The organism is Pseudomonas sp. TE21394 (assembly GCF_054057835.1).
The window spans coordinates 784,993-810,242 of the sequence record NZ_JBSRZR010000001.1 but is presented as its reverse complement, the minus strand read 5'-3'; the positions used below and the strand labels follow the sequence as shown (position 1 = coordinate 810,242).

At 64.9% G+C, this 25,250-nt stretch carries 30 protein-coding genes; 25 read left to right on the top strand and 5 right to left on the bottom strand.

Annotation, left to right across the window (positions count from 1 at the left end):
* Positions 1 to 123: 123 nt before the first annotated feature.
* The 12 genes from ACVWZT_RS03730 to ACVWZT_RS03675 all read left to right on the top strand — a co-directional run bounded on the left by ACVWZT_RS03730 (position 124) and on the right by ACVWZT_RS03675 (position 10,669).
* Positions 124 to 1,764 carry a lipoprotein UxpA gene (locus ACVWZT_RS03730; RefSeq protein ID WP_457468224.1) on the top strand — a complete coding sequence of 547 codons (1,641 nt, stop codon included), beginning with the start codon at positions 124 to 126 and terminating at the stop codon, positions 1,762 to 1,764.
* Positions 1,761 to 2,186 carry a pilus assembly protein PilZ gene (locus tag ACVWZT_RS03725; protein ID WP_457468223.1) on the top strand — a complete coding sequence of 142 codons (426 nt, stop codon included), beginning with the start codon at positions 1,761 to 1,763 and terminating at the stop codon, positions 2,184 to 2,186. The genes ACVWZT_RS03730 and ACVWZT_RS03725 overlap by 4 nt, the downstream gene beginning before the upstream one ends.
* A 3-nt stretch (positions 2,187 to 2,189) precedes the next feature.
* Positions 2,190 to 3,959: a type II secretion system secretin GspD gene (gene gspD / locus ACVWZT_RS03720; RefSeq protein ID WP_296230961.1), complete on the top strand. Its 1,770-nt coding sequence runs from the start codon at positions 2,190 to 2,192 to the stop codon at positions 3,957 to 3,959.
* Positions 3,959 to 5,407, top strand: a complete 1,449-nt coding sequence (locus tag ACVWZT_RS03715) for a GspE/PulE family protein (protein WP_296230960.1) — start codon at positions 3,959 to 3,961, stop codon at positions 5,405 to 5,407. The genes gspD and ACVWZT_RS03715 overlap by 1 nt, the downstream gene beginning before the upstream one ends.
* A gap of 3 nt (positions 5,408 to 5,410) precedes the next feature.
* Positions 5,411 to 6,613: a type II secretion system inner membrane protein GspF gene (gene gspF, locus ACVWZT_RS03710; protein WP_457468221.1), complete on the top strand. Its 1,203-nt coding sequence runs from the start codon at positions 5,411 to 5,413 to the stop codon at positions 6,611 to 6,613.
* A gap of 17 nt (positions 6,614 to 6,630) precedes the next feature.
* Positions 6,631 to 7,065, top strand: coding sequence for a type II secretion system major pseudopilin GspG (gspG, locus tag ACVWZT_RS03705; protein ID WP_296230957.1), 435 nt, complete (start codon positions 6,631 to 6,633; stop codon positions 7,063 to 7,065).
* A gap of 3 nt (positions 7,066 to 7,068) precedes the next feature.
* Positions 7,069 to 7,506, top strand: coding sequence for a type II secretion system minor pseudopilin GspH (gene gspH, locus ACVWZT_RS03700; RefSeq protein WP_296230955.1), 438 nt, complete (start codon positions 7,069 to 7,071; stop codon positions 7,504 to 7,506).
* Complete coding sequence (locus tag ACVWZT_RS03695; RefSeq protein ID WP_296230954.1) at positions 7,503 to 7,871, top strand: type II secretion system protein GspI; 369 nt, start codon at positions 7,503 to 7,505, stop codon at positions 7,869 to 7,871. The genes gspH and ACVWZT_RS03695 overlap by 4 nt, the downstream gene beginning before the upstream one ends.
* A gap of 95 nt (positions 7,872 to 7,966) precedes the next feature.
* On the top strand, positions 7,967 to 8,557 hold the full coding sequence (locus tag ACVWZT_RS03690; RefSeq protein WP_296231080.1) for a type II secretion system protein: 591 nt from the start codon (positions 7,967 to 7,969) through the stop codon (positions 8,555 to 8,557).
* A complete protein-coding gene (locus tag ACVWZT_RS03685; RefSeq protein ID WP_457468219.1) occupies positions 8,554 to 9,630 on the top strand; it encodes a GspL/Epsl periplasmic domain-containing protein in 1,077 nt (358 codons plus the stop codon). The genes ACVWZT_RS03690 and ACVWZT_RS03685 overlap by 4 nt, the downstream gene beginning before the upstream one ends.
* A complete protein-coding gene (gspM, locus tag ACVWZT_RS03680; protein WP_457468217.1) occupies positions 9,627 to 10,013 on the top strand; it encodes a type II secretion system protein GspM in 387 nt (128 codons plus the stop codon). The genes ACVWZT_RS03685 and gspM overlap by 4 nt, the downstream gene beginning before the upstream one ends.
* On the top strand, positions 10,010 to 10,669 hold the full coding sequence (locus ACVWZT_RS03675; protein ID WP_457468215.1) for a hypothetical protein: 660 nt from the start codon (positions 10,010 to 10,012) through the stop codon (positions 10,667 to 10,669). Before gspM ends, ACVWZT_RS03675 begins: the two co-directional genes overlap by 4 nt.
* Positions 10,670 to 10,732: 63 nt before the next feature.
* Here the strand turns inward: ACVWZT_RS03675 and ACVWZT_RS03670 are convergent, their stop codons facing one another.
* Both ACVWZT_RS03670 and ACVWZT_RS03665 read right to left on the bottom strand, forming a co-directional pair.
* Entirely contained in the window at positions 10,733 to 11,287 is a 555-nt protein-coding gene (locus ACVWZT_RS03670) for a L,D-transpeptidase family protein (RefSeq protein WP_296230945.1), read from the bottom strand.
* A 22-nt stretch (positions 11,288 to 11,309) separates the two neighbouring features.
* A complete protein-coding gene (locus ACVWZT_RS03665; RefSeq protein ID WP_296230944.1) occupies positions 11,310 to 11,861 on the bottom strand; it encodes an NUDIX hydrolase in 552 nt (183 codons plus the stop codon).
* 124 nt (positions 11,862 to 11,985) lie between these two features.
* Here ACVWZT_RS03665 and ACVWZT_RS03660 point away from each other — a divergent pair, with 124 nt between their 5' ends.
* The 5 genes from ACVWZT_RS03660 (at position 11,986) to purT (ending at position 15,221) form a co-directional block, all read left to right on the top strand.
* Entirely contained in the window at positions 11,986 to 12,585 is a 600-nt protein-coding gene (locus ACVWZT_RS03660) for a CoA pyrophosphatase (protein ID WP_003252125.1), read from the top strand.
* Between the two features lie 45 nt (positions 12,586 to 12,630).
* Complete coding sequence (locus ACVWZT_RS03655) at positions 12,631 to 13,155, top strand: gamma carbonic anhydrase family protein (RefSeq protein ID WP_457468212.1); 525 nt, start codon at positions 12,631 to 12,633, stop codon at positions 13,153 to 13,155.
* Positions 13,148 to 13,354: a DUF1289 domain-containing protein gene (locus ACVWZT_RS03650; RefSeq protein WP_296230942.1), complete on the top strand. Its 207-nt coding sequence runs from the start codon at positions 13,148 to 13,150 to the stop codon at positions 13,352 to 13,354. Before ACVWZT_RS03655 ends, ACVWZT_RS03650 begins: the two co-directional genes overlap by 8 nt.
* A 141-nt stretch (positions 13,355 to 13,495) precedes the next feature.
* A complete protein-coding gene (locus tag ACVWZT_RS03645) occupies positions 13,496 to 13,963 on the top strand; it encodes a VUT family protein (protein WP_296230940.1) in 468 nt (155 codons plus the stop codon).
* A gap of 76 nt (positions 13,964 to 14,039) precedes the next feature.
* Positions 14,040 to 15,221 carry a formate-dependent phosphoribosylglycinamide formyltransferase gene (gene purT / locus ACVWZT_RS03640; RefSeq protein WP_457468210.1) on the top strand — a complete coding sequence of 394 codons (1,182 nt, stop codon included), beginning with the start codon at positions 14,040 to 14,042 and terminating at the stop codon, positions 15,219 to 15,221.
* Positions 15,222 to 15,259: 38 nt separating this feature from the next.
* Here purT and ACVWZT_RS03635 read toward each other — a convergent pair whose 3' ends face one another.
* From ACVWZT_RS03635 to ACVWZT_RS03625, 3 genes are all read right to left on the bottom strand, one after another.
* On the bottom strand, positions 15,260 to 16,561 hold the full coding sequence (locus tag ACVWZT_RS03635) for an MFS transporter (RefSeq protein ID WP_296230937.1): 1,302 nt from the start codon (positions 16,559 to 16,561) through the stop codon (positions 15,260 to 15,262).
* A gap of 276 nt (positions 16,562 to 16,837) precedes the next feature.
* Positions 16,838 to 18,037 carry a transporter associated domain-containing protein gene (locus ACVWZT_RS03630; RefSeq protein WP_296230936.1) on the bottom strand — a complete coding sequence of 400 codons (1,200 nt, stop codon included), beginning with the start codon at positions 18,035 to 18,037 and terminating at the stop codon, positions 16,838 to 16,840.
* Between the two features lie 9 nt (positions 18,038 to 18,046).
* Positions 18,047 to 18,856 carry a cytochrome C assembly family protein gene (locus ACVWZT_RS03625; RefSeq protein ID WP_457468208.1) on the bottom strand — a complete coding sequence of 270 codons (810 nt, stop codon included), beginning with the start codon at positions 18,854 to 18,856 and terminating at the stop codon, positions 18,047 to 18,049.
* Between the two features lie 314 nt (positions 18,857 to 19,170).
* Between ACVWZT_RS03625 and ffh the strand changes: the two genes are divergently transcribed.
* From ffh to ACVWZT_RS03585, 8 genes are all read left to right on the top strand, one after another.
* Positions 19,171 to 20,547, top strand: coding sequence for a signal recognition particle protein (ffh, locus tag ACVWZT_RS03620; protein WP_170028509.1), 1,377 nt, complete (start codon positions 19,171 to 19,173; stop codon positions 20,545 to 20,547).
* 259 nt (positions 20,548 to 20,806) lie between these two features.
* Positions 20,807 to 21,058, top strand: a complete 252-nt coding sequence (rpsP, locus tag ACVWZT_RS03615) for a 30S ribosomal protein S16 (protein WP_003259424.1) — start codon at positions 20,807 to 20,809, stop codon at positions 21,056 to 21,058.
* 5 nt (positions 21,059 to 21,063) lie between these two features.
* Positions 21,064 to 21,600, top strand: coding sequence for a ribosome maturation factor RimM (rimM, locus tag ACVWZT_RS03610; RefSeq protein ID WP_170028510.1), 537 nt, complete (start codon positions 21,064 to 21,066; stop codon positions 21,598 to 21,600).
* A 3-nt stretch (positions 21,601 to 21,603) separates the two neighbouring features.
* Positions 21,604 to 22,356: a tRNA (guanosine(37)-N1)-methyltransferase TrmD gene (gene trmD, locus ACVWZT_RS03605; protein ID WP_003252146.1), complete on the top strand. Its 753-nt coding sequence runs from the start codon at positions 21,604 to 21,606 to the stop codon at positions 22,354 to 22,356.
* A gap of 42 nt (positions 22,357 to 22,398) precedes the next feature.
* The gene (gene rplS, locus ACVWZT_RS03600) at positions 22,399 to 22,749 is read left to right on the top strand and encodes a 50S ribosomal protein L19 (RefSeq protein WP_225780641.1); all 351 of its coding nucleotides are present in this window, start codon (positions 22,399 to 22,401) and stop codon (positions 22,747 to 22,749) included.
* 97 nt (positions 22,750 to 22,846) lie between these two features.
* The gene (locus ACVWZT_RS03595; protein WP_170028512.1) at positions 22,847 to 23,254 is read left to right on the top strand and encodes an acyl-CoA thioesterase; all 408 of its coding nucleotides are present in this window, start codon (positions 22,847 to 22,849) and stop codon (positions 23,252 to 23,254) included.
* Between the two features lie 152 nt (positions 23,255 to 23,406).
* Positions 23,407 to 24,303 carry a site-specific tyrosine recombinase XerD gene (xerD, locus tag ACVWZT_RS03590; RefSeq protein ID WP_457468204.1) on the top strand — a complete coding sequence of 299 codons (897 nt, stop codon included), beginning with the start codon at positions 23,407 to 23,409 and terminating at the stop codon, positions 24,301 to 24,303.
* A gap of 153 nt (positions 24,304 to 24,456) precedes the next feature.
* Positions 24,457 to 25,200, top strand: a complete 744-nt coding sequence (locus ACVWZT_RS03585) for a thioredoxin fold domain-containing protein (protein WP_296230931.1) — start codon at positions 24,457 to 24,459, stop codon at positions 25,198 to 25,200.
* Positions 25,201 to 25,250 lie beyond the last annotated feature (50 nt).

Below are 25,250 nucleotides of genomic sequence, written 5' to 3'. Positions count from 1 at the left end.
CGCGCTTAAAAACCTGAACTACAGATCAGTCTGGAATGTTGTCTGATTTCTGCCATCAAACTGTAATACCAACGCCGCAACATCCGGGGCCCGGAATGGACATGGAAAAGGATGGCGGCTTCGATGGCAAGCAGTGTGCACAGGCGCGAAGTGATCGGCTGGATGGGTGTCGGTGCCTTGGCGCCGTTGCTCGGCGCCTGCTCCGCCTTTCCTGGGCAACGGGGCGGCAATGCCAGCCTCGACCTGCTGTATGTGGCCGATACCCTCGATGCTCGCCAGCCGGGCCAGGCCGTGGTGCCAGCCACGCGCCTGGGACCGGTCAGCCACCTGGGCCGCGCGCCATGGATGACTGGCAGCAACGCCAGCCTCGCCTATCCGCAGCTGGCACCCCTGCTCGATGCCAGCCAGGCGGCATCTGCCCAGCTGGGCGGCTACGCCGTGCTGGCGGCGTTGCTCGAGCAGTTGCGCGATGAGGCCGGGGCAGGTAACAGCCTGACCCTGGAGAACGGCCAGGGCTGGAATGGCAGTGGCCTGGCCTACCTGACCCAGGGTGACAGCGGGGTGCAAGGCAGCCAGTTGCTGGGAATCGAAGCGCGGGTCAGCAGTGATGAACGCGTGCTGTGGCCACAACGCTGCCCGGGCCTGTATCGCCAGGCCAGCGCCATTACCCTGGGGGCCGGGTTGGCAGACGCACAGCGTCAGACCCTCGGCCTGGAAAGCCTGCACCTGTTCGAGCGTGGCGGTGCACGGATTGCCGTGGTCGGCGTGACCGACCCCTACGCCCAGGACCAGAAGGCCTCCCTCAAGCAGTGGTACCAGGCGCTGCAGCCAGTGTTCGAGCAGGCACGCCGCGAGGCCGACCTGGTGGTGGCCTTGGCCGATGCTGGCACAGGCCCCGGACTGTGGCTGGCCGAGCGGGTGCCGCAGATCGACGTGCTGTTGTGCGCCCGTGGCCAGGACCTGTGGCCGGCTCCGGTCGAGGTGAGCCAGGCCAGCGGCCGCCGGGTACCGGTGCTGTTCGCCGGTTGCCGGGGCAGCGGCGCCTTCCGCCTGCGCTGTCGACGTGTGGCCGGGTTGTGGCAGTTCGACGGGCGTTTTTTTCCTGCCTTCGAGCAGCAGTTGGCCCCCGCTGCGCAGCTGCGTGTCGCACCATTGCAGGCCGAGCTGCGTCGACAGCGCGCCGGCCATGCGGCCTGGCTCGATCAACCCCTGGCCCGTGCGCCCCAAGCCCTGTGGCGCCGTGATACCCGCGGTGGCAGCTGGGACCGCCTGTTGCACCAGGCCTTGGCCGGCGACAGCGACATGCCGGTGCTGCTGCCCGGGCTGCGTTATGACTGCCCGCTACCCGCCGGAGCGGCCATCACCCGCGAACATCTGATCAGCCTCACCGGTGGTTACCCGGCCCCGGTGGTCGAAGCGCCGGCCCGGCAAGTCGAGCAGGTGCTGGAAAACGCTGCGGAGCAATTGTTCGGTGACCCGTTGTTGCTGGACAACAGCCAGGACCTGCCGCGCTGGCTGGGCCAGCCCTGGCGGGTCAGCTACAGCCCGCAAGGCAAGCGCATCACTGGCCTGGCACCGGTGCAAGGCCTTTGCCGTACCTTCGGCCTGCAATTCCAGGCCCAGGCTGGTGAGCCATTGTGGCAAAGCGTTGAGGCCTGGCTTGCCCGCCAGCCAGCAGACTGGCAACTCGCGCCGCTGCAGTTGCCCGAAGTGCGCTACGTGCAAGGACACCCAGGTTGGCACCCGCGGCAGCTGGCTTCGTGATACTCGCCTCGCGCCTGCTCACTGGCGCTGGGCTGACCCTGGCCGGCTGGCTGGCCGCCCAGTGCGTGCTGCAACTGAGCCGTCAGCCGCAACCAGCCATTGCGCCCGGCATGGCCGACATGCCGCTGCCCGGGTTGATGGCCGGCCATTGGCAGGCGCCCGTCGACGATGGAGCCATCGCCCTTACCCGCCTGCCTTTGCAATACCTCGGCGGCCTCAAGGCCCAGCCATTGGCCGCCAGCGTGGTGGTGTTGCGCTATGGCGAGCAGGTGCGCACCTTGGCCCGTGGCCAGCGCCTGGCGCCCGGGATCGTGCTGCAGGACATCGACAACGATGGCCTGATTTTCAACAACCAGGGGCGGCGTGAACGCCTGCCCTGGCCGCCACGCCCCGTCGTGACCGGCTTCAAGCGGCAAGGATGAACGATGCCTGTCAGATATTGCGTTGCGGCCGCCTTGGGCCTGGTCTTGTCCATGGGCCTGCCTGCCGCCAATGCCGAAGAACCGGTTTTCGACGACAATGGCACGCCCCTGTACGAGGTGAACTTCGTCGACACCGACCTGGGCGAGTTCATCGACAGCGTGTCGCGGATCACCGGCACTACCTTCATCGTCGACCCCCGGGTCAAGGGCAAGGTCACCGTGCGCACCGTCGACATGCACGACGCCGATGCGATCTACGACATCTTCCTGGCGCAGTTGCGCGCCCAGGGCTATGCCGCTGTCGACCTGCCCAACGGCAGCGTGAAGATCGTCCCGGACCAGGCCGCGCGCCTGGAGCCGGTACCGGTGGAACCCGCCGGGCAGCAGGGGGAGGGCAGCGACAGCGTGGCCACCCGGGTTTTCAATGTGCGCAACGCGGCCAGCGAACAGGTGCTCGGCATTCTCAAACCTCTGATCGACCCGCGAGTAGGGGTGATCACGCCGTATCCGGCAGCACAGCAACTGGTGGTGACCGACTGGCGCAGCAACCTGGATCGTATCGCCAGCTTGCTGCAACATCTCGACCGCCCAGGCGAAGTGACGGACAACACCGGCACCCAGGTGATCTACCTGCGCCACGCCAGTGCCAGTGAAGTGGTCAAGGTGCTGCGTGGCCTGAGCCAGGAAGGCATGGTGCCGGCCGAAGACGCCAATGCAGCCGAGGCCAAGGACAGGCCGGTGACGGCTGCCGGCGGTGGCAGCGGTATCCGCCTGGAATACGAGGAAGGCACCAACGCCGTGGTCATGGTCGGCCCCGACAGCGAGCTGGCTGCCTACCGCAGTATCGTCGAGCAACTGGATATCCGTCGTGCCCAGGTGGTGGTGGAGGCAATCATCGCCGAGGTCTCCGACAGCAGTGCCCAGGAGCTGGGCGTACAGTGGCTGTTCGCCGACGAGAAGTTTGGCGCTGGCATCGTCAACTTCGGCAGCAATGGGGTAAACATCGCCAGTATCGCCGGGGCGGCCGCCAGCGGCGACAGCGAGGCACTGGGCGACCTGCTGTCATCTACTACGGGGGCCACCGCGGGCATCGGCCATTTCGGTGGTGGCTTCAACTTTGCCATGCTGGTCAATGCGCTGAAGGGCAAGAGTGGTTTCAACCTGCTGTCCACGCCCACCCTGCTGACCCTGGACAACGCCGAGGCGTCGATCCTGGTTGGCCAGGAAGTGCCCTTCGTCACCGGCTCGGTGACCCAGAACAACGCCAACCCGTACCAGACCATCGAGCGCAAGGAAGTCGGCGTGAAACTGCGCATCAAGCCGCAGATCAACATCGACAACAGCGTGCGCCTGGATATCGTCCAGGAGGTGTCGTCGATCGCCGACTCGAGCGCCGCCAGCGACGTGATCACCAACAAGCGCGAAATCAAGACCAAGGTGATGGTCGAGGACAACGGCCTGGTGATCCTTGGTGGCCTGATCAGTGACGAGCTGAGTACCAGCAACCAGCGTGTGCCGCTGTTGGGCGATATCCCTTACCTTGGCCGGCTGTTCCGCTCCGATGCCAGCAAGAACACCAAGCAGAACCTGATGGTGTTCATCCGCCCGCGTATCCTGCGTGACGGGCCCAGCCTGGCAGGGCTCAGCGAAGGCAAGTACCGCAGCCTGCAACAGACCACACCGCTGCAACTGCCGGACCTGGCAGCAGGCAGCCCGCAGTTGCTGCAGGTATTCCCCGCCAGCCGCGCGCGCCTGGAAGGCGGTGACTGGTGATGTTGCCTTATCGCCAAGCGCGCCAGAGTGGGGTAGCCATGGCCCCGGCCGAGCAGGGCTGGCAGCTGTGGCTGCGGCCCGATGCCGACAGCGCACAGCTGCAAGAGCTGCTGCGTGTGCATGGCCAGCCCAGCCTGCTCGAATATCTCGAGCCTGCGCTGTTCGATGAACGCCTGGGCCAGCTGTACCAGGCTGAGGCCAACGCCACCGAGGCACTGATCGAAGGCATCGGCGAGCAGGTTGACCTGGACAGCCTGATGAGCGAGATGCCGCGCATCGAGGACCTGCTGGAAAGCGACGACGAAGCCCCGGTGATCCGCCTGATCAACGGCCTGTTCGGCCAGGCACTGCGCCTGCGCGCCTCGGATATCCACATCGAAACCTTCGAGCAGAGCCTGGTGGTGCGCCTGCGGGTGGACGGCCACCTGCGCGAGGTGTTGCGCCCACCCCGTGCGCTTTCAGCGATGCTGGTGTCGCGGATCAAGGTCATGGCGCGCCTGGACATTGCCGAAAAGCGCCAGCCCCAGGATGGCCGTATCACCCTGCGTGCAGCCGGGCGCGAGGTGGACGTGCGGGTCTCGACCCTGCCTGGCATCCATGGCGAACGGGTGGTGATGCGCGTGCTCGACAAGCAGGCCAGCCTGCTGGCGCTGGGCAACCTGGGCATGCCGCCGGCGGTGCTGCAGGGCCTGCGCGGTTGCCTGGCGCGGCCCAACGGCATCGTACTGGCCACCGGCCCGACCGGTTCGGGCAAAACCACCACCCTCTACGCCAGCCTCAATAGCCTCAACGACGGCAGCCGCAATATCCTCACTGTCGAGGACCCGGTGGAGTACGCCATCGCCGGCATTGGCCAGACCGCCATCAACCCGCGTGCCGGGCTGACCTTCGCCAGCGGCTTGCGGGCAATCCTGCGGCAGGACCCGGACGTCATCATGCTCGGCGAAATCCGCGACCAGGAAACCGCGCAGATTGCCGTGCAGGCCAGCCTCACCGGCCACCTGGTGCTGTCCACCCTGCACACCAACAGTGCGGTGGGCGCAGTGACCCGCCTGCGCGACATGGGCATCGAACCGTTCCTGATCGCCTCGTGCCTGCGCGGCGTACTGGCCCAGCGCCTGGTGCGGCGCCTGTGCAGTTGCGCCGTGGCGCACCCGCTGCAGGCGGCTGAACGGGGGCTGTGGCCCGAGCTGGCGGCGCTCGGCAGCAGTTACCACGCGGTGGGCTGCGAGCAGTGCCAGGGCAGCGGTTACCGGGGGCGCCTGGGCTTGTACGAATTCATCGAATTGGACGCCGGTCTGGTCGGCCTGCTGTATGACGGTGCCAGCGAACTGGCCATGCACGACTACCTGGCCGAACGCAGGCAGAGCCTGGTGGCGATGGCCAGCGACTGCCTGGCGCGTGGCGAGACGAGCCTGGCCGAAGTGCTGCGTGTGGTGCAGGGCTGAGCCATGCCGACCTATCGCTACCAGGCCGTCGACCTCGCCGGCAAGACCCGCAAGGCCAGCCTGCAAGCCGACAGCGAACGCCACGCGCGCCAGTTGTTGCGCGAGCAGGGGCTGTTCGCCCGCCAGTTGCAGCGCCACGAGGCCGGTACCCGGCAACCCCGGCGCCAGCGCCTGAGCCGCGCCCAGCTATGCGAACTGACCCGTCAACTGGCCACCCTGACGGCTGCCGGCATCCCCCTGGTCGACGCCCTGGCCACCCTTGAACGTCAATTGCGCCAGCCCGCCCTGCACAGCGTGCTGGTGGCCTTGCGCGGCTCGCTTGCCGAAGGCCTGGGCCTGGCCCGCAGCCTGGCGCGCCAAGGCGCACCGTTCAGTGGCCTGTACTGCGCATTGGTCGAGGCCGGCGAACGCTCCGGGCGCCTGGCCCAGGTATTGACCCGCCTGGCCGATCACCTGGAACAGGTGCAACGGCAACAGCACAAGGCGCGCACTGCGCTGATCTACCCCACGGTGCTGATGGGCGTGTCGCTGGCGGTGGTCATCGGCCTGATGACCTTCGTCGTGCCCAAGCTCACCGAGCAATTCGCCCATGCCGGGCAGAGCCTGCCGCTGATCACCTCGCTGTTGATCGGCCTGAGCCAGGGGCTGGTCCAGGCCGGGCCTTGGCTGCTGGGGCTGGCCGTGGTGCTCGCGGCGCTCGGTGGCTGGTTGCTGCGCAAGCCGCAATGGTGCCTGCGCCGTGACCAGTGGCTGTTGCGCCTGCCACGTGTCGGCAACCTGCTGCAGGTGCTGGAAAGCGCGCGCCTGGCACGCAGCCTGGCCATCCTCACTGGCAGCGGCGTGGCCCTGCTCGAAGCCCTGCAGGTGGCCACCGAAACCGTCGGCAACCGGCGTATCCGCCAGGCCATGGAACAGGTGCGCCTGCAGGTGCAGGGCGGCACCAGCCTGCACCGCGCGCTGGATGCCAGCCAGCAATTCCCACCACTGCTGGTGAACATGGTCGGCAGTGGCGAGGCCAGCGGCACCCTGGCCGACATGCTCGAGCGGGTGGCCGTCGACCAGGAGCGCGGCTTCGCCCGCCAGGTCGACACCGCCATGGCGCTGTTCGAACCCCTGATGATCCTGGTGATGGGCGCCGTGGTGCTGTTCATCGTGCTGGCGGTGCTGCTGCCGATCATGCAACTCAACCAGGGCCTGCAACTGTGAACGCAAGGAGTATTGCCATGCAGCATCGACGCCACCGCCAGCGCGGTTTCACCCTCATGGAAATCATGGTGGTGATCTTCATCATCGGCCTGCTCATCGCCGTGGTCGCGCCCAGCGTGCTCGGCAACCAGGACAAGGCCATGAAACAGAAGGTCATGGCCGACCTGGCCACCCTGGAGCAGGCGCTGGACATGTACCGTCTGGACAACCTGCGCTTTCCCAGCAACGAGCAGGGCCTGGCTGCGCTGGTGAAAAAACCGGTTCACGAGCCGCTGCCCCGGGCTTGGCGCAGTGACGGCTACGTGCGCCGCCTGCCGGAAGACCCGTGGGGTACCCCGTATCAGTACCGCATGCCCGGCGAGCACGGCCGGGTCGACGTGTACTCGCTGGGCGCCGACGGCCTGCCGGGAGGCGAAGGCCAGGATGCCGACCTGGGCAACTGGGAGCTGTAACGGGTGCGTCGGCAGCGGGGTTTCAGCCTGATCGAGTTGCTGGTGGTGCTGGCCATCGCCGGGCTGATGACAGGGCTGGCGGTGACCGCTCTCGGCAACGGCCAGGCCGCTGTCGAGCAAGCCTTGCAGCGCCTGGCGGCGGAGATCCGCAGCCAGGCCGTGCTGGCCCGGCATGCCGGGCAACTGCGCGGCCTGCGCTGGAACGGCCAGCGCTTGGAGTTCGTGCGCCGCCAAGACGATGCCTGGGCGCTCGAGACGGTTGCCCTGGGCGACTGGCCCAAAGGCCTGCACCCGGATTGGCCAGCCAGCTCGCAGCCTCAGCTGCTGTTCACCCCGCACGGCTGGGCACAGCCGGGCAGCGTGCACTGGCGCTGGGCCGATGGTAGCCAACGCTGGGCCTGGGGCCGTGATGGCCGCTTGCATATAGCGGTGGCGCCATGAAGCGGCATCAGCGCGGCTTCACCTTGCTCGAGGTCACCGTGGCCCTGGCGATCGCCGCCGTGCTGGCAGTGATCACCAGCCAGGTGCTGCGCCAGCGCTTGGCCGTGCAGGAGAACCTGCAGCAACACCGCTTCGGCCTGCTGTGTGCACGCGAGTTGCAAACCCGCTTTGCGGTCGAGCAGTTCTGGCCCAGCAACGATCAGGTGAGCGGTGAACTCAGCCAGGGTGGCCAGGCCTGCCACTGGCAGTTGCAGCTGCGCCGCACCGGTGTGCGCGACTTGCGTCGCGGGGAACTACTGCTGTCCGCCGATCGTGACCAGCGCCTGCCGCTAGGTCAGTACACCGTGTTTCTGGAGCGCCCATGAGTTACGGAAACCGTGAAGCCTGTGCGGTCCCTGGGGGAGCGAACACGCCCGCTGCAACACCGGTTCAGCCCTCTCATCAGCGCAGGCGTTTGCCGCTGAAACGCCGCCAGGCCGGCCTGACCCTGATCGAGCTGATGGTCGCCCTGGCCCTGACTGCCGTGCTCGGCATTCTGCTTGCCGCTTTGGTCAATGGCTGGCTCAAGGTGCGCGAGCGCTTGCAGGCCACCACCCAGGAAACCTCGGTGCTGGACTTTTGCCTGGCCCTGGAGCGGCGTTTCGACAGCCCGGTAATGCGCCGTATCTACGAACAGCGCCTGCCCCTGGCCAGCCGCTGGCTCGACTGGCAGCCAGCCAGCAACCAGCTGCTCTGGGTCGCCTCCACCGGCCTGCCGGAAGCCGAAGGCGGCGCACGCCTGCAACGTCAGCGCCTGCGTTTCGAGGCCCGTGAGCAACGCCTGCTGCTGGAAAGCTCGGCCGACCTGTACGCCGCTGCCGCTCCGCGCTGGCTCGAGCGTGAACGGCTCGAGCGGGTCAGCGCCATGAATGTTCTGTATTACCAGGGCGGCCGCTGGCTGGCCTGGCCTTCCGACCAACCCGCGCACCCCGGCCGTGGCGTGCGCCTGGAATTGCAGCGTGACGGGGCTCCCTATGTCTGCACCTTCGCGCTCCCATGGGGGCGCTCATGAAAGTTGAATGGCGCCGGCGCATAGCGGCCCGGCCTTGGCTGTTGCTGCGACCAGGTGCTACCTGGCACTGGGCGCTGGTCGATGGTGGTGTAGTGCAAGACCAGGGGCAGGGCAAGCCGCCGCTGCACCTGCAGGCGCGCGCCGCGCTGATTGTGCCTGCCGAGGCCTGCAGCCATTTTCGCGTGCCGGCGCCGCCCGGGCTCAGACGTGAAGAATGGCCGCTGCTGCTCGAAGACCGCTTGCTGCAGGCCCCGGATGAAGTGACTTGTGCCTGCCTGGCGCGTGAGCCCGGTTACCTTCGTTTGCTGGTGGTGGCGCGACAGCGGCTGGACAGCTGGCGAACTCAGTGCGCCGAATGGGACTTGCCGGTGGAACGTTGCTGGGCAGAGCTGCAGCTACTGCCGACACCTGAGGCGGGCACTGCCTGGCACTGGCAGCGCACAGCCGATCTGCGCTTGTGCAAAGGGCTGGGCGCAGATGGCCAGGAACATTGGCTGGCCTGGCCGGAGGCATTGGGTGATGCGCTTCCACAACCGTGGGCGGAGCTGCACACGGTGTCGCTGGGCGGTGCCTGGCCAACGGCGTTGCCATCGCTCGATAAATTGCCGGGCCTGTTCGAGGCTGCCCGCAAGGCGCGTGCGCTGCCGCTGGTATCCCGACCGCAGCGCCGCCTGCTTGCCGCTTGCCTGGTGTTGGCTGCTGCATGGGGCGGGCTGTGGATGACCCAGCAATGGCGCCAGGCGCAACTCTGGCGCAGCCAGGTCGTTGCCGTGACCGGCGCCCAGGCCAGCCCGCGTCACGCCGCGCAGGCGCTCAAACGGCTGCGCGAAGGTGAGTTGCAACAACGAGTGCGCCTGCGCCAGCTCGAAGACCTGCAAGCGGCATTGCAGGCCTGGCTGCGTGAGCACCCCGGCTGGCACCTGCGCGCGGTGCGCTTCGATGGCCAGCGCTGGCACGTGCGTCTGGCGGGTGAGGGTAGTGCACCGCCTTGGCAGGACATGGCCAGCGCTGCCGGTGCGACTGTTCAGGTGCAAGCTGGCCAAGTGGTATTCGATCTGGGGGCGGCCTCATGAACCGGTACTGGATACAGCGTCACCGTTTCAAGTTCGCCTGGGCAGTGATTGCCCTGTTGTTGGCCGTGCTGGCTCTGCGCACCGGCCTTGCGCAATGGCGCGAGCTCAGCCAATGGCGCGGGCTGGCGGAACAGGCCGCCAGCCTGCACGGCGGCCCGGGGTTGAACCTCGAACGGCTACGCCAGTCGGCCCAGGCCCGGCGCATCGAACTGGCTGAGGTCGATGCGCAAGGCAAGGTCTGGCAACTGCGTGGCCAGGTGGTTGACGAGCTTCAACTGCAAGGCTGGCTGCAGAGCCTGCGTGCCGAAGGCGTACAGCCACTGCAATGGGGGCTGGAACACGACGGCAAGGGGCTGCGCTTCGAGCTGGTGGTGCAGCCATGAGCCGAAGAAGTGTGGCCTGGGTGCTGCTGGTTTTCGCCGTGTCGCTGCTGCTGGAACTGCCGGCCAGTTGGGTGGTGCGTGCGTTCGGCCTGCCCATGCGCGAAGTCAGTGGCAGCCTGTGGCAAGGCCAGGCCCAGCAGCTGGGGGGGGTAGGGCCGCTGCGCTGGGCGCTGCAGCCTTGGCGCCTGCAGGCGAGCGCGCAGGTCGGCTGGCAGGGTCAGGCTTGGCAACTGCGTGCTGAAGGCTGGCCATGGCAGTGGCAGCTGGCGGCGACGGCCATGGGGCCGCAGCTGACGACATCCACGGATTACCGCCTGGCTGGGCAATGGCAGGGCGCATTGCGCGTCGAGGGCGCTGGGCGCCAATGCCAGGGCAGCGACGGCCGCCTGCTGGTGACCGACCTCGCCATGAGCGAGCCGTGGTCGCTGGGCCTGGGGCAGGGCTGGTTGGAAATGGACTGCGGCAACGGCTGGCGCCTGCGCGGGCAACTGGCACAACAGGGGCAGCATCAGCTGGCAATGGACGCAGACTTGCCTGGGCGCCGGGCCCGGTTGGTGTATGAATTGCAGTCCGAGGCGGCGTTGATACCATTGCTGCGGGGTATGCAGTGGCTCGGGCCGCAGGCACTGGCCGGGCAGCGGGACTTTCGCTGGTAGGGCGCCCAGAGAACGCCGAGCCTCCCTTCAGCCTGTTGCAAGCCGCTCATATCGCCGCCCATATCAAGGGCGGATCTCGATCAGCGTACCATCGCGCACCAGGTCCCACACTTCCTGCATGTCGCGGTTACGCATGGCAATGCAGCCATCGGTCCAGTCCAGCGTATGGAAGTACCACTCCGGATACTCGTCGTTGATCGGCGTACCGTGAATCATGATCATGCTGCCGGGACTCACCCCTTCACGGGTCGCACGGGCGGCATCGCTGACGTTCGGGTAGTTGATGTGAATGGCCAGGTTGAAGCGGTCGCTTTGCTTGCGCCAGTCCAGCCAGTAAAGCCCCTCGGGGGTTTTCTTGTCACCCTCCCGTTCCTTGGGCCCCTTGGGCTGCTTGCCCAGGGAGATGCGGTAGGTTTTCAGGGGTTCGCCACGGCTGATCAATTGCAGACGGCGCTCGGACTTGATCACCAGTACCTTGTCGATCAGCGGCTGCATGGCCTTTTGCGAAGGCGACTGAATCTGCGCTGCCGGCTGGGGTTTGCGGATGATGGTCTCGGTGAACGCCGCCTGTGACACCGAGGTAACGCAAAGGCAGAAAAGGGCAAGCAACCAGCGCATGTAACGGTATCCCTGAAGGCTTCTAGGTAATGGTCGAGACAGTCATCGGCGGCAGGTATTCATGGCCTATGGGGTAGTGCTGCCCGATGCGGTCACGATAGTAGCATTCTAGTGTGCGTGTGACTGTGCGGAAAGCCAGCTCGCCCCACGGTATCTCGTGTTCTTCGAATAGCCGTACCTCCAGGCTTTCGACACCAATGGCAAAGTCGAGGTCCGCCAGCTCGGCACGGAAGAACACATGCACCTGATTGATGTGCGGCAGGTCGAACAATTGGTACAGGGCCAGGCTGCCGACCCGGGCGCAGGCTTCCTCGACGGTTTCGCGACGGGCGGCCTGGTCGAGGGTCTCGCCATTTTCCATGAACCCGGCGGGGAGGGTCCAGAAGCCCCGGCGCGGCTCGATGGCGCGTCTGCACAGCAGCACCTGGCTGCCCCAGGTCGGCAACACGCCCGCGACAATGTTGGGGTTCTGGTAATGAATGGTCTGGCAGGACTCGCAGACATAGCGCAGGCGGCTGTCGCCTGCAGGGATTTGCTGAGTCACCAGCTGGCCGCACGTGCTACAGAATTTCATGTCGGGTTCCTTTCGCTCAGGCTTATCTTGGCGCGACAGCCTGGGCACCGCAAGCGTCCGGGGCTTGGGTGCTGCGCGGCTTTGGTGCATCATGCAGAGCAGGTCTTGAATACGAGCGTGCGCAATGCTGGACGAGCTACTTCGCCGAATGAGCAACCACCAACCCGCGTCACTGGAAACCGACCGACGGTTCCCCGAAGCGGCGGTGCTCCTGCCCATTACCCGTAGCGAAGCGCCCGAACTGGTTCTTACCTTGCGCGCCAAAGGCCTGTCCACCCATGGTGGCGAAGTGGCCTTTCCTGGTGGCCGGCGCGACCCGGAAGACCCGGACCTGGTGTTCACCGCATTGCGCGAGGCCGAAGAGGAAATCGGCCTGCCGCCCGGCCTGGTGGAAGTCATCGGCCCGCTCAGCCCGTTGATTTCGCTGCATGGCCTGAAAGTGACGCCATTCGTCGGGCTCATTCCGGATTTTGTCGAATACCGCGCCAATGACGCCGAGATCGCGGCAGTATTCACTGTGCCGCTGGAATTTTTCCGTCAGGACCCGCGCGACCACACCCACCGTATCGATTACCAGGGGCGCAGCTGGTATGTGCCCAGCTATCGCTATGGCGAATACAAGATCTGGGGCTTGTCGGCGATCATGATCGTCGAGCTGGTCAACCTGCTGTTCGATGCCGGCATCAGCCTGCACCAGCCGCCTGAGCGTTACATCGAAAACTGAGCGGGGGCCTACCCCGCCATCTGCGTCGCAGCCTGAGGAGCAAGCATGAAATACCGCCTGGGCGACCTGCGGGTCGAAAGCCACCCCACCAGCTGGGCCGCACCCACCGCTACCCTGATCGGCAAGGTCCGCCTGCAGGCCAATGCCAGCGTGTGGTTTGGCGCGGTGCTGCGCGGCGACAACGAGCTGATCGATATCGGCGAAGGCAGCAACGTGCAGGATGGCACCGTGATGCACACCGACATGGGCTCGCCGCTGACCCTGGGCAAGGGCGTGACCGTAGGCCACAACGCCATGCTGCATGGCTGCACGGTGGGCGACTACAGCCTGGTTGGCATCAATGCGGTCATCCTCAACGGCGCGCGTATCGGCAGGCACTGCATCATCGGCGCCAATGCGCTGATTGCCGAGGGCAAGGAAATTCCCGATGGTTCCCTGGTGATGGGCTCACCGGGCAAGGTCGTGCGCGAGCTGACCGAGCAGCAGAAGCGCATGCTCGAGGCCAGCGCCGCGCACTATGTGCACAACGCCGAGCGCTATGCTCGCGAGCTGGTGGTCGACGATGAGTGACACGCTTGTGGCGGAGCGGCCGGTACCTTCACCCTGTGTGAGTATCTGCGGCCTGGACGAGCAGGACATCTGCACCGGGTGCCAGCGTACGGTGGCTGAAATCAGCCGCTGGTCGAAAATGGACAACAGCGAACGCCGTGCGGTGCTCAAGCTTTGCCATGAGCGGGCGCTGGCGGCCGGGGTGATCTTCGGCGTCTGATCAGTGGTGGCCTCTTCACAGGGCAAGCCCGCTCCCACAGGTTGGATGCTGCATCGAAAGCGCTGGTGTACCTGTGGGAGCGGGCTTGCCCCGCGAAGAGGCCACCGCTACTCTGTGCGCCTTGCCCACAGACCACTCACCATGTTCTACCTGTTTGCCTACATCAGCAGCGTAGTGCTGATCAACTACGCCTTCTCCAGCGCCCCGCACCTGGACATCATCTGGTCCGCCTGGGGCGGCCTGGTGTTCATCCTGCGCGACATGGTGCAGACCCGCTTCGGCCACGGCGCGCTGGTCGCCATGCTGGTGGCGCTGGTGTTGTCCTATGTCACCTCGGAACCGGCCATCGCGCTGGCCAGTGCCACTGCGTTCTTCATTTCCGAACTGATTGACTGGCTGGTGTTCAGCATCACCCGCCGCCCGCTGCGCGACCGCCTGTGGTTGAGCTCGGCGTTGAGCATCCCGGTGGACACGTTCATCTTCTTCGGCATGATCGGTGCCCTGGTCCCGGCCGTGGTCGGTACGGCCATGGCTTCGAAGTTTGCCGGTGTCACCGCGGTGTGGCTGGCCATGGCATTTCGCGCCCGGCGGGCCGCTGCCGCCGGTTGATGGTGTAGAATAGCGGTCCTTTTTCAGCGGGCGGCGCCAAGCCTGGTGCGGCCCCGGATGCCTTCGAGGACCTGAAATGACCCGTATCGGAACCCCTTTGTCGCCCACCGCGACCCGTGTACTGCTTTGCGGCTGTGGCGAACTGGGCAAGGAAGTGGTGATCGAACTGCAGCGCCTGGGCGTCGAAGTGATCGCCGTCGACCGCTACGCCAATGCCCCGGCGATGCAGGTGGCGCACCGCAGCCACGTGGTCAACATGCTCGATGGCGTTGCCCTGCGCGCCGTGATCGAGGCCGAGAAGCCGCACTATATCGTCCCCGAAATCGAAGCTATCGCCACCGCCACCCTGGTCGAGCTGGAAAACGAAGGTTTCAACGTGGTGCCGACTGCCCGCGCCACCCAACTGACCATGAACCGCGAAGGCATCCGCCGCCTGGCCGCCGAGGAGCTGGACCTGCCGACCTCGCCATACCACTTCGCCGACACCTATGAAGACTATGCCAAGGCCGTGGCCGATGTCGGTTACCCATGCGTGGTCAAGCCGGTTATGAGTTCGTCGGGCAAGGGCCAGAGCCTGTTGCGTAGCGCTGCCGACCTGCAGAAGTCGTGGGAATACGCCCAGGAAGGCGGCCGCGCCGGCAAGGGCCGAGTGATCGTCGAGGGCTTCATCGACTTCGAATACGAGATTACTCTGCTGACCGTGCGCCACGTAGGCGGCACGACCTTCCTTGAGCCGGTCGGTCACCGCCAGGAAAAAGGCGACTACCAGGAGTCCTGGCAGCCGCAGGCCATGAGCCCGAAGGCGCTGGCCGAGTCGCAGCGTGTGGCCAAGGCGGTCACTGATGCCCTGGGCGGCCGTGGCTTGTTCGGTGTCGAGCTGTTCGTGAAGGGTGACCAGGTGTGGTTCAGCGAAGTGTCGCCACGCCCGCATGATACTGGCCTGGTCACCCTGATTTCCCAGGACCTTTCGCAGTTTGCCCTGCATGCCCGGGCAATTCTTGGCCTGCCGATTCCGGCAGTGCGCCAGTTCGGCCCGTCGGCCTCGGCGGTGATCCTGCCGGAAGGCCGGTCGCAGCAGACCAGCTTCGCCAACCTGGGCGCAGCGCTGGGCGAGCCGGATACCGCCATTCGCCTGTTCGGCAAGCCGGAAATCAACGGTACGCGGCGCATGGGTGTGTGCCTGGCGCGGGATGAATCGGTCGAGCTGGCCCGGGCCAAGGCGACCCGTGCTGCGCAGGCGGTCAAGGTCGAGTTCTGACCTGCGATCGCAGGGGGCCGCATAGCGGCCCCCATCATTCAAAGCGCAGTATCGCGAGTTTCTTTCAGGCACAGTACGGCAAGCAGGCTGATCACCGCTGCCGCCGACACGTACCCCCCGACCCAGCTCAACCCACCCATGCTCACCAGTTTCTGGGCAAAGAACGGTGCCGCCGAGGCCCCGACGATACCGCCCAGGTTATACGCAGCCGACGCCCCGGTGTAACGCACATGGGTCGGGAACAGTTCCGGCAGCAGTGCCCCCATCGGCGCAAAGGTCACGCCCATCAGGAACAGTTCGATGGCGAGAAACAGCGCCACGCCTGCGGTAGACCCCGAGGTCAGCAGCGGTTCCATGGTAAAGCCCGAGGCCACCGCCAGCAGGCCACCGACGACCAGCACCGGCTTGCGCCCGTAACGGTCACTGAGCCAGGCCGACAGTGGCGTGGCCAGGGCCATGAACACTACCGCGAAGCACAGCAGGCCGAGGAACGTTTCGCGGCTGTAGCCCAGCGTGGTCACGCCGTAGCTCAGCGAGAACACTGTCGAGATGTAGAACAGTGCATAGCACACTACCATGGCCGCCGCGCCCAGCAGGGTCGGCCTCCAGTGTCTGGCAAACAGGTCGACCACCGGCATCTTCACCCGTTCCTGGCGGGCGACTGCCTTGGCGAACACCGGGCTTTCCTCGAGTTTCAGGCGCACATACAGGCCGACCAGCACCAGCGCCGCACTGAGCAGGAACGGAATACGCCAGCCCCAGGCACGGAACTGCTCATCGCTGAGTACCAGGGCCAGGGTCAGGAACAGGCCGTTGGCGGCCAGAAAGCCGATCGACGGCCCCAGCTGCGGGAACATGCCGAACCAGGCACGCTTGCCTTGCGGTGCGTTCTCGGTGGCCAGCAACGCCGCGCCACCCCATTCTCCACCCAGGCCAAGGCCCTGGCCGAAGCGCAACAGGCAGAGGATGATCGGCGCCCATACACCAATGCTGTCATAGCCCGGTAACACACCGATGGCCGTGGTGGACACGCCCATCAGCAACAGTGAGGCGACCAGGGTCGATTTGCGGCCGATGCGGTCGCCGAAATGGCCGAACAGTGCCGAACCCAGCGGGCGCGCCAGGAAAGCGATGCCGAAGGTGAGAAAGGCCGCCAGCATCTGCGCGGTGCCTGACCCCGAAGGGAAGAACACCGGGCCGATCACCAGGGCTGCGGCAGTGGCGTAGACGTAGAAATCATAGAACTCGATGGCGGTGCCAATGAAACTGGCGGTGGCGACCCGCGCGGGCGAGTTGACCGGCGCGGCAGGTGCTTCGGCATAAGTGCTGCTGGTTGTCATTAAGTAGGTCCCTGACAGTCTGATCCGGCTCCATGGGCGTGGCCGGCGACGGCGTGCGAAGCAGAAAAGCCAGCACGGCTGCGCGGGCGCCGGAGCGTTTTGTTGTTGTGCACGCCAGACTGACGATAGCCCAAGGGGGATAGGGGCGGGGACGGCCACTGTTCGGGGTGTTGAAGCAGGACCGCGGGGCGTGTCAGTGGGGCGGACTGGCCGTGGAGCGCCGGGTGCGGATAGCAGGCGGGACGGCGAGGCTGGGTAAGCGTGGCCCGAGTATAGCTATCGGGTCACGGTCCATACCAGTACCTTGCTGGCACAATTGTCCTCTGTTTCGAGGATTTCCAGGCGGTAGCGGCCAATCTTCAGGCAGACGGCGCTTTCCGGGATGCTTTCCAGCGCTTCGGTGACCAGCCCGTTGAGGGTTTTCGGCCCGCCGTCGCAGGGCAGGTGCCAGCCCAGGGTGCGATTGATTTCGCGCAGCGAAGCGGTGCCGTCGATCACGAAGGTGCCATCAGGCTGGGGGTGGACGTGGGGGTTGTCCAGGGTGTGCTCGTCCTCGAATTCGCCAACGATTTCTTCGAGGATGTCTTCCAGGGTGACGATGCCCAGTACTTCACCGTATTCATCCACCACCACGCCCAGGCGGCGTTGCTGTTTGTGGAAGTTCAGCAGCTGCATCTGCAGGGGCGTACTTTCCGGTACGAAATAGGGCTCGTAGCAGGCGCTGTGGAGCTTCTCCAGGGTCAGCTCGGCCTTGGGCAGCAGGTGGCTGATCAGCTTGGTGTTGAGGATCGCTTCAACCTGGTTGATGTCGCTGTGGTACACCGGCAGGCGGGTGTGGCGGCTGACGATCAGTTGCTCGATGATGCGCTCGATCGGCTCGTCGAGGTTGATGCCGTCCACTTCGTTGCGCGGCACCAGAATGTCATTGACGGTGATCTTGTCCAGTGACTGCAGGCCGTCAAGCAGGCCATGGCGCGGCGCTTCGTGTGCGTCGTCCTCGTCGAAATCATCCACTTCCGGCGGATGCACGGCCACTGCCTTGGGTTGCACGCGGAACGGGCGCAGGACCAGCCTGGCAATGCCATCCAGCAGGCAGGCCAGTGGTTGCAGCAGGGCCAGGGGCATTCTCAGCAGGCTGCCACCGAGGCTGACGAAGGCCTGCGGGTTGCGCCGGGCCAGGCGGCGTGGCAGGTACTCGGCAAACACCAGCAAGGTGAGGGTGGCAGCCAGGCCAGCCAGCCAGAAACCGTGTTCGCCACTGTGGCGCTGGCCGATCAGGCAGGCCAGGCCCAACACCAGCAACTTGCCCAGGCTGGCACACAGTACCAACGCCTGGGCGGGCAGCGCGGGGCTGTCATCGCCGTTGCGCGAGCCATTGAGCTGCTGGCGGGCAGCATCCACGGCGCTGAACAGTGCCGACCACAACAGTGCCAGTGCCAGGGTGCCGAATAGCGGTGCGTACGGCAGGGTATCCATGGGCGGCCGTCAGATATGCAGGATGAATTCGCGAACCAGCTTGCTGCCGAAATAGGCCAGCATGAGCAGGCAGAAACCGGCCAGTGTCCAGCGGATGGCCTTGTGGCCACGCCAGCCCAGGCGGGTGCGGCCCCACAACAGCACGCTGAATACCACCCAGGCGACACAAGCCAGCAAGGTCTTGTGCACCAGGTGCTGGGCGAACAGGTTGTCGAGGAACAGCCAGCCGGAGATCAGCGACAGCGACAGCAGGCACCAACCGGCCCAGAGGAAGCCGAACAGCAGGCTTTCCATGGTTTGCAACGGTGGGAAGTTGCGGATCAGCCCGGATGGGTGCTTGTTTTTCAGCTGGCGGTCCTGCAGCAGCAACAGTAGCGCCTGGAACACCGCGATGGTGAACAGGCCGTAGGCCAGGATCGACAGCAGGATGTGTGCGAGGATGCCCGGTTCCTCGTCGATCAGCGGCACTGTGCCGGGGGGGGCGAACTGCGCCAGCAGCGCGGTCACCGCGCCCAGCGGGAACAGCAGCACCAGCAGGTTTTCCACCGGTATGCGCAGGCAGGCCAGCAAAGTCAGGGTGATGACTGCCACGGCGATCAGGCTGGCGGCGCTGAAGAAGTCCAGGCTCAGGCCCAGCGGGGTGATCAGCTGGGAGAACAGCGCACCGCCCTGGGCGAGCACAGCGAAGGCGCCCAGCAGGGCGAGCAGGCGCTTGTCGGCCTTGCGGTTGCGGGCCAGGAACGAGCCCTGGTAGACGGCCGCGGCTATATAGAGGACGGCGGCGATCAGGTTGGGGATGAGGCTGGGTGAGGAGACCATAAGTCCTGGTTGGCGAGCCTTTAAAGAGACGGAGTTTGGCATAGATCCCGGCGCTCTAGGAAGACTGGCAGACCGCGGCGTGGCATTCGCGGGTCAACCAGCTCCTGCAGGGTTGGTGCAGGCCTGCAGGCAGCGGAGGATCCGCTGGAAGCGGGCATGCCCGCGAACAGACCGGCACCGCCACCGAATATCTCCCAAGGTGTGCGCCGCCGCCGCACTTCGCTATAATCGCCGCCTTGCTGTGCCCGGCGGGTGTGCATTCCGCCCTGGGCGCCTGACAAACCTCGGCTTTTACTGGGCCTGAAAGGATCACCATGTTCGAAAACCTGACCGACCGCCTGTCACAGACGCTGCGCCATGTCACCGGCAAGGCCAAGCTGACCGAAGACAACATCAAGGACACGCTGCGCGAAGTGCGCATGGCCCTGCTCGAGGCCGACGTTGCCCTGCCGGTGGTCAAGGATTTCGTCAACAGCGTCAAGGAGCGTGCGGTCGGCACCGAAGTGTCGCGCAGCCTGACCCCGGGCCAGGCCTTCGTGAAGATCGTTCAGGCCGAGCTGGAAAGCCTGATGGGTGCGGCCAACGAAGACCTCGCGCTGAACGCCGCACCGCCTGCCGTGGTGCTGATGGCCGGCCTGCAGGGTGCGGGCAAGACTACCACCGCCGGCAAGCTGGCGCGCTTCCTCAAGGAGCGCAAGAAGAAGAGCGTGATGGTGGTGTCTGCCGACGTCTACCGCCCGGCGGCGATCAAGCAGCTGGAAACCCTGGCCAACGACATTGGCGTCACCTTCTTCCCGTCCGACATCAGCCAGAAGCCCGTGGCCATCGCCGAAGCGGCCATTCGGGAAGCCAAGCTGAAGTTCATCGACGTGGTCATCGTCGATACCGCCGGCCGTCTGCATATCGATGCCGACATGATGGACGAGATCAAGGCGCTGCACGCCGCGGTCAAGCCGATCGAAACCCTGTTCGTGGTCGATGCCATGACCGGCCAGGACGCTGCCAACACCGCCAAGGCGTTTGGCGAGGCGCTGCCGCTGACCGGCGTGGTGCTGACCAAGGTCGACGGTGACGCCCGTGGCGGTGCCGCCCTGTCGGTGCGGGCCATCACTGGCAAGCCGATCAAGTTCATCGGTATGGGCGAGAAGACCGAAGCGCTCGAGCCGTTCCACCCCGACCGCGTCGCCTCGCGCATCCTCGGCATGGGTGACGTGCTCAGCCTGATCGAGCAGGCCGAGCAGAACATCGACAAGGCCAAGGCCGACAAGCTGGCCAAGAAATTGAAGAAGGGCAAGGGCTTCGACCTCGAAGACTTCCGCGACCAGTTGCAACAGATGAAAAACATGGGCGGCCTGGGCGGCCTGATGGACAAGCTGCCGAGCATCGGCGGGGTCAACCTGTCGCAGATGGGCAACGCCCAGGGCGCGGCCGAGAAGCAGTTCAAGCAGATGGAAGCGATCATCAACTCCATGACCCCGGCCGAGCGCCGTGATCCGGAGCTGATCAGCGGCTCGCGCAAGCGCCGTATCGCCATCGGTTCCGGCACCCAGGTGCAGGACGTGGGCCGCCTGATCAAGCAGCACAAGCAGATGCAGAAAATGATGAAGAAGTTTTCCGCCAAGGGCGGCATGGCCAAGATGATGCGTGGCCTGGGCGGGATGCTGCCTGGCGGCGGCATGCCCAAGCTGTAACCCCTATTCCGGGTGCCTGCCGTTTGTTCGGAGGGCGCCCTGAACCCCTGCCTTGGTGGGGCAACGGCCGCGAATTTCGCGGCTCAACCGGCGAATCTGGACGGCAGGGCACGGCCTTGCCGAAAAAGTCATTTGCAAATGTCCGTGTATTCCCCGAGAATATGCGGCCTTTTGGGCACCCGTGTGCCTATTTGGCATTCAGATTTGCAGTACCAGCTGCTGTATCAACTGCAGCACCGACTATAGGAACGATGTTCACATGGTAACCATTCGTCTGGCCCGTGGCGGCTCGAAAAAGCGCCCATTCTACCACCTGACCGTGACCAACTCGCGTAACGCCCGTGACGGCCGTTTCGTTGAGCGCGTAGGTTTCTTCAACCCGATCGCTGCTGGCGCCGAAGTCAAGCTGTCGGTCAACCAAGAGCGCGTCAACTACTGGCTGAGCCAGGGTGCACAGCCGTCTGAGCGCGTTGCTCAGCTGCTGAAGGACGCTGCCAAGGCTGCTGCCTGAGCAGTATGAACGCGACGCCAGAAAAGGCTGACGACCTCATCGTCGTTGGCAAGATTTTTTCGGTTCACGGCGTTCGCGGCGAGGTGAAGGTGTATTCCTTTACCGATCCGATTGAAAACCTGTTGGATTATCCGCGCTGGACGCTTCGGCACGAAGGCAAGGTAAAGCAGGTCGAGCTGGTCAACGGTCGTGGCTCCCAGAAGGGCCTGGTCGTGAAGCTGAAAGGTCTCGATGACCGTGATGAAGCCCGTCTTCTGAGTGGTTACGAAATCTGCATTCCGCGGAGCCTTTTGCCCAGCCTGGCTGCCGACGAGTACTACTGGTACCAGTTGGTAGGCCTTAAGGTCATCAACCAGGACGAACAGCTGTTCGGCAAGGTCGATCACCTGCTGGAGACCGGTGCGAACGATGTCATGGTGGTCAAGCCCTGCGCAGGCAGCCTGGATGATCGCGAGCGTCTGTTGCCCTATACGGCGCAATGCGTGCTCGATATCGACCTGGAAGCAGGCGTGATGCGGGTTGAGTGGGACGCGGACTTCTAGACGATGGGTAACCTTCGCGTAGACGTCATCACGTTGTTCCCCGAGATGTTCTCGGCCATCACGGAGTACGGCATTACCAGCCGCGCGGTGAAACAGGGGTTGCTTCAGGTGACTTGCTGGAACCCGCGGGACTACACCACAGATCGTCACCACACGGTGGATGATCGGCCGTTTGGCGGTGGTCCGGGCATGGTGATGAAAATCAAGCCTCTGGAAGACGCCCTGGTTAGTGCCAGGCAGGCAACCGGAGCAGCGGCGAAGGTCATCTACCTTTCGCCACAGGGCCGCAAGCTGACACAGCAGGCGGTCAAAGGCCTGGCCGAACAGGAATCGTTGATCCTGATCGCCGGTCGTTATGAAGGCATCGACGAGCGCTTTATCGAGGCTCATGTCGATGAGGAGTGGTCGATTGGCGACTATGTGCTTTCCGGTGGCGAGCTGCCGGCCATGGTACTGATCGATGCGGTTACACGGCTGCTGCCCGGAGCTTTAGGGCATGTGGATTCGGCGGAAGAAGATTCCTTCACCGACGGTCTGCTCGATTGCCCGCACTATACCCGACCTGAGGTGTATGCGGATCAGCGTGTTCCCGACGTGTTGCTAAGTGGCAACCATGCACACATCCGGCGTTGGAGAATGAAGCAGTCCCTTGGTAGGACCTTCGAACGACGCGCCGATCTTCTGGAAAGTCGCTCGCTTTCTGGAGAAGAGAAGAAGCTGCTCGAGGAATATCTCCGCGAGCGGGACGATAGTTAAACGTATCGATGGTGGATCACGTATCCATCTTAGGAGCACAGCATGACCAACAAGATCATCCAGCAGCTCGAAGCCGAGCAGATGAGCAAGGAAATCCCGGCCTTCGCACCAGGCGACACCGTTGTCGTCCAGGTTAAAGTGAAGGAAGGTGAGCGTTCCCGTCTGCAGGCGTTCGAAGGCGTCGTTATCGCCAAGCGTAACCGCGGTCTGAACAGCGCCTTCACCGTGCGCAAGATCTCCAGCGGCGTTGGCGTAGAGCGTACCTTCCAGACCTACAGCCCGCAGATCGACAGCCTGGCCGTGAAACGTCGTGGTGACGTGCGTAAAGCCAAGCTGTACTACCTGCGCGACCTGTCCGGCAAAGCCGCTCGCATCAAGGAAAAACTGTCCTGAGTGCAGTTTGCCCGGTGGCCGAGGCCGCCTAGCGAGAAAAAAGCAGCCTTCGGGCTGCTTTTTTGCGTTTTGAACCCTACAGATGTGTGTGATTGTCATGACCCCCCGAGACCAGGAAATCCAGCGCCGCACCGAGTTGTCGGTGACCCGCGTGACCAAGGCGGTGTTCCCCAACACCACCAACCACCACAACACCCTGTTCGGCGGCACTGCCCTGGCCTGGATGGACGAAGTGTCGTTCATCGCCGCCACGCGCTTCTGCCGCCTGCCACTGGTGACCGTGTCTACCGACCGTATCGATTTCAAGCACCCGATCCCGGCGGGTTCGATCGTCGAACTCGTGGGCTCGGTGATCAAGGTTGGCAATACCAGCTTGCAAGTACAGGTGGATGTGTTCGTCGAGAACATGTATCTGGACGGGCGCGAGCGGGCGATTCATGGGGTATTCAGCTTCGTCGCCATCGACGAGGACAAGCGCCCGGTGCCGGTCCTGCCCCAGGTCTGAGTGGTTTTGTGCCGGCCTCTGGCGGCTAAAGCACCGCTCTCAGGGCCTGTGCGATCCCTGTAGGAGCGACTTTGGCCGCGAAGAGGCCAGTACAGACAAAAATCATGTGGCTGTGAAACACTAAGCCCACCTCCAACACCCAGCAGCCCCGCATGCCCGCCCTAGACCATCCCCTGATCGACCAGTTCCTCGATGCCCTGTGGCTCGAAAAAGGCCTGTCCGACAATACCCGCACCTCCTACCGCAGCGACCTGGCCCTGTTCAACGGCTGGCTCCAGGAGCATTCGGTAGCGCTGCCCGACGCCGGCCGCGATATGATCCTCGACCACCTGGCCTGGCGCCTCGACCAAGGCTACAAACCACGTTCCACTGCACGCTTCCTGTCCGGCCTGCGCGGTTTCTTCCGCTACTTGCTGCGGGAAAAGCTGGTGGCTGTCGACCCGACCCTGCAAGTGGACATGCCGCAACTGGGCAAGCCCCTGCCCAAGTCGCTTTCCGAAGCCGACGTCGAAGCCTTGCTGCAGGCCCCGGACCTGGGCGAAGCCATCGGCCAGCGCGACCGGGCCATGCTCGAAGTGCTCTACGCTTGCGGCCTGCGCGTCACCGAACTGGTCAGCCTGACCCTCGACCAGGTCAACCTGCGCCAAGGCGTGCTGCGGGTGATGGGCAAGGGCAGCAAGGAGCGCCTGGTGCCGATGGGTGAGGAGGCGGTGGTGTGGCTGCAGCGCTACCTGCGCGATGGCCGGGCCGAATTGCTCAACGGCCGCCCCAGCGATGTGCTGTTCCCCAGCCAGCGTGGCGAGCAGATGACCCGCCAGACCTTCTGGCACCGCATCAAGCACCACGCCCGGGTGGCCGGCATCGACAAGCCGTTGTCGCCGCACACCCTGCGCCATGCTTTCGCCACCCACCTGCTCAACCACGGCGCCGACCTGCGGGTGGTGCAGATGCTGCTGGGCCACAGCGACCTGTCGACCACGCAGATCTACACCCATGTCGCCAAGGCCCGCCTGCAACAATTGCACGCCCAGCATCACCCGCGTGGATGAATGTTTTTCATGTTCCGCCGACCGGTCCTTGCAAGGCCCTTCATCGACGGTGTGATGTGGTAGGCTTGAGCGGTTTGCACCAAGGGCCGCATTGCACCGCGCATTTTTGCGCAGGTGACGCCCTCCGGCCCCTGTCCGCCTTCAGGAGTTCCCATGCGCGTGACCCAGTTTTTCGCCGCCGCCGCGTTGGCGCTGGCCAGTACCTTTGCCGTTGCCGCGGTAACCGACAGCACTGCTGGCGCCGAGCAGGCCATCCGTAAATCGTTGCAGAACCTCGAACTGGAAGTTCCCGTCGAAAGCGTGGCCAGCAGCCCGGTCAGCGGCCTGTATGAAGTCAAGCTGCAAGGCGGCCGCGTGCTCTACGCCAGCGCCGACGGCCAGTTCGTGATGCAGGGTTACCTGTTCCAGATCCAGGACGGCAAGCCGGTCAACCTGACCGAGAAGGCCGAGCGCCTGGGTATCGCCAAGCTCGTCAACGGCATTCCAGCCGCCGAGATGGTGGTTTATCCTGCCAAGGGCGAGACCAAGTCGCACATCACCGTCTTCACCGACACCACCTGCCCGTACTGCCACAAGCTGCACGCCGAAGTGCCCGAACTCAACCGCCGTGGTATCGAAGTGCGTTATGTCGCCTTCCCGCGCCAGGGCCTCGGCTCGCCGGGTGACCAGCAGTTGCAGGCCGTGTGGTGCTCCAGCGATCGCCGGGCGGCGATGGACAAGATGGTCGAAGGTGAGGAGATCAAGGCTGCCAAGTGCGCCAACCCGGTCAGCAAGCAGTTCCAGTTGGGCCAGTCGATCGGTGTCAACGGCACGCCAGCGATCGTGCTTGAAAGCGGCCAGGTCATTCCGGGCTACCAGCCGGCACCGCAGGTGGCCAAGCTGGCACTGGCCAGATAATCCAATTCAGTGCGCCGTCGTCATGGGGTGACGGCATGTTTCACGGCCGG

Bases quoted from the DNA above. Each gene is read 5' to 3' on its own strand.
- ACVWZT_RS03730 (WP_457468224.1), top strand. From the start codon at position 124: ATGGCAAGCAGTGTGCACAGGCGCGAAGTGATCGGCTGGATGGGTGTC.
- gspD (WP_296230961.1), top strand. From the start codon at position 2,190: ATGCCTGTCAGATATTGCGTTGCGGCCGCCTTGGGCCTGGTCTTGTCC.
- ACVWZT_RS03715 (WP_296230960.1), top strand. From the start codon at position 3,959: ATGTTGCCTTATCGCCAAGCGCGCCAGAGTGGGGTAGCCATGGCCCCG.
- gspF (WP_457468221.1), top strand. From the start codon at position 5,411: ATGCCGACCTATCGCTACCAGGCCGTCGACCTCGCCGGCAAGACCCGC.
- gspG (WP_296230957.1), top strand. From the start codon at position 6,631: ATGCAGCATCGACGCCACCGCCAGCGCGGTTTCACCCTCATGGAAATC.
- ACVWZT_RS03695 (WP_296230954.1), top strand. From the start codon at position 7,503: ATGAAGCGGCATCAGCGCGGCTTCACCTTGCTCGAGGTCACCGTGGCC.
- ACVWZT_RS03685 (WP_457468219.1), top strand. From the start codon at position 8,554: ATGAAAGTTGAATGGCGCCGGCGCATAGCGGCCCGGCCTTGGCTGTTG.
- gspM (WP_457468217.1), top strand. From the start codon at position 9,627: ATGAACCGGTACTGGATACAGCGTCACCGTTTCAAGTTCGCCTGGGCA.
- ACVWZT_RS03675 (WP_457468215.1), top strand. From the start codon at position 10,010: ATGAGCCGAAGAAGTGTGGCCTGGGTGCTGCTGGTTTTCGCCGTGTCG.
- ACVWZT_RS03670 (WP_296230945.1), bottom strand. From the start codon at position 11,287: ATGCGCTGGTTGCTTGCCCTTTTCTGCCTTTGCGTTACCTCGGTGTCA.
- ACVWZT_RS03665 (WP_296230944.1), bottom strand. From the start codon at position 11,861: ATGAAATTCTGTAGCACGTGCGGCCAGCTGGTGACTCAGCAAATCCCT.
- ACVWZT_RS03660 (WP_003252125.1), top strand. From the start codon at position 11,986: ATGCTGGACGAGCTACTTCGCCGAATGAGCAACCACCAACCCGCGTCA.
- ACVWZT_RS03655 (WP_457468212.1), top strand. From the start codon at position 12,631: ATGAAATACCGCCTGGGCGACCTGCGGGTCGAAAGCCACCCCACCAGC.
- ACVWZT_RS03650 (WP_296230942.1), top strand. From the start codon at position 13,148: ATGAGTGACACGCTTGTGGCGGAGCGGCCGGTACCTTCACCCTGTGTG.
- ACVWZT_RS03645 (WP_296230940.1), top strand. From the start codon at position 13,496: ATGTTCTACCTGTTTGCCTACATCAGCAGCGTAGTGCTGATCAACTAC.
- purT (WP_457468210.1), top strand. From the start codon at position 14,040: ATGACCCGTATCGGAACCCCTTTGTCGCCCACCGCGACCCGTGTACTG.
- ACVWZT_RS03635 (WP_296230937.1), bottom strand. From the start codon at position 16,561: ATGACAACCAGCAGCACTTATGCCGAAGCACCTGCCGCGCCGGTCAAC.
- ACVWZT_RS03630 (WP_296230936.1), bottom strand. From the start codon at position 18,037: ATGGATACCCTGCCGTACGCACCGCTATTCGGCACCCTGGCACTGGCA.
- ACVWZT_RS03625 (WP_457468208.1), bottom strand. From the start codon at position 18,856: ATGGTCTCCTCACCCAGCCTCATCCCCAACCTGATCGCCGCCGTCCTC.
- ffh (WP_170028509.1), top strand. From the start codon at position 19,171: ATGTTCGAAAACCTGACCGACCGCCTGTCACAGACGCTGCGCCATGTC.
- rpsP (WP_003259424.1), top strand. From the start codon at position 20,807: ATGGTAACCATTCGTCTGGCCCGTGGCGGCTCGAAAAAGCGCCCATTC.
- rimM (WP_170028510.1), top strand. From the start codon at position 21,064: ATGAACGCGACGCCAGAAAAGGCTGACGACCTCATCGTCGTTGGCAAG.
- trmD (WP_003252146.1), top strand. From the start codon at position 21,604: ATGGGTAACCTTCGCGTAGACGTCATCACGTTGTTCCCCGAGATGTTC.
- rplS (WP_225780641.1), top strand. From the start codon at position 22,399: ATGACCAACAAGATCATCCAGCAGCTCGAAGCCGAGCAGATGAGCAAG.
- ACVWZT_RS03595 (WP_170028512.1), top strand. From the start codon at position 22,847: ATGACCCCCCGAGACCAGGAAATCCAGCGCCGCACCGAGTTGTCGGTG.
- xerD (WP_457468204.1), top strand. From the start codon at position 23,407: ATGCCCGCCCTAGACCATCCCCTGATCGACCAGTTCCTCGATGCCCTG.
- ACVWZT_RS03585 (WP_296230931.1), top strand. From the start codon at position 24,457: ATGCGCGTGACCCAGTTTTTCGCCGCCGCCGCGTTGGCGCTGGCCAGT.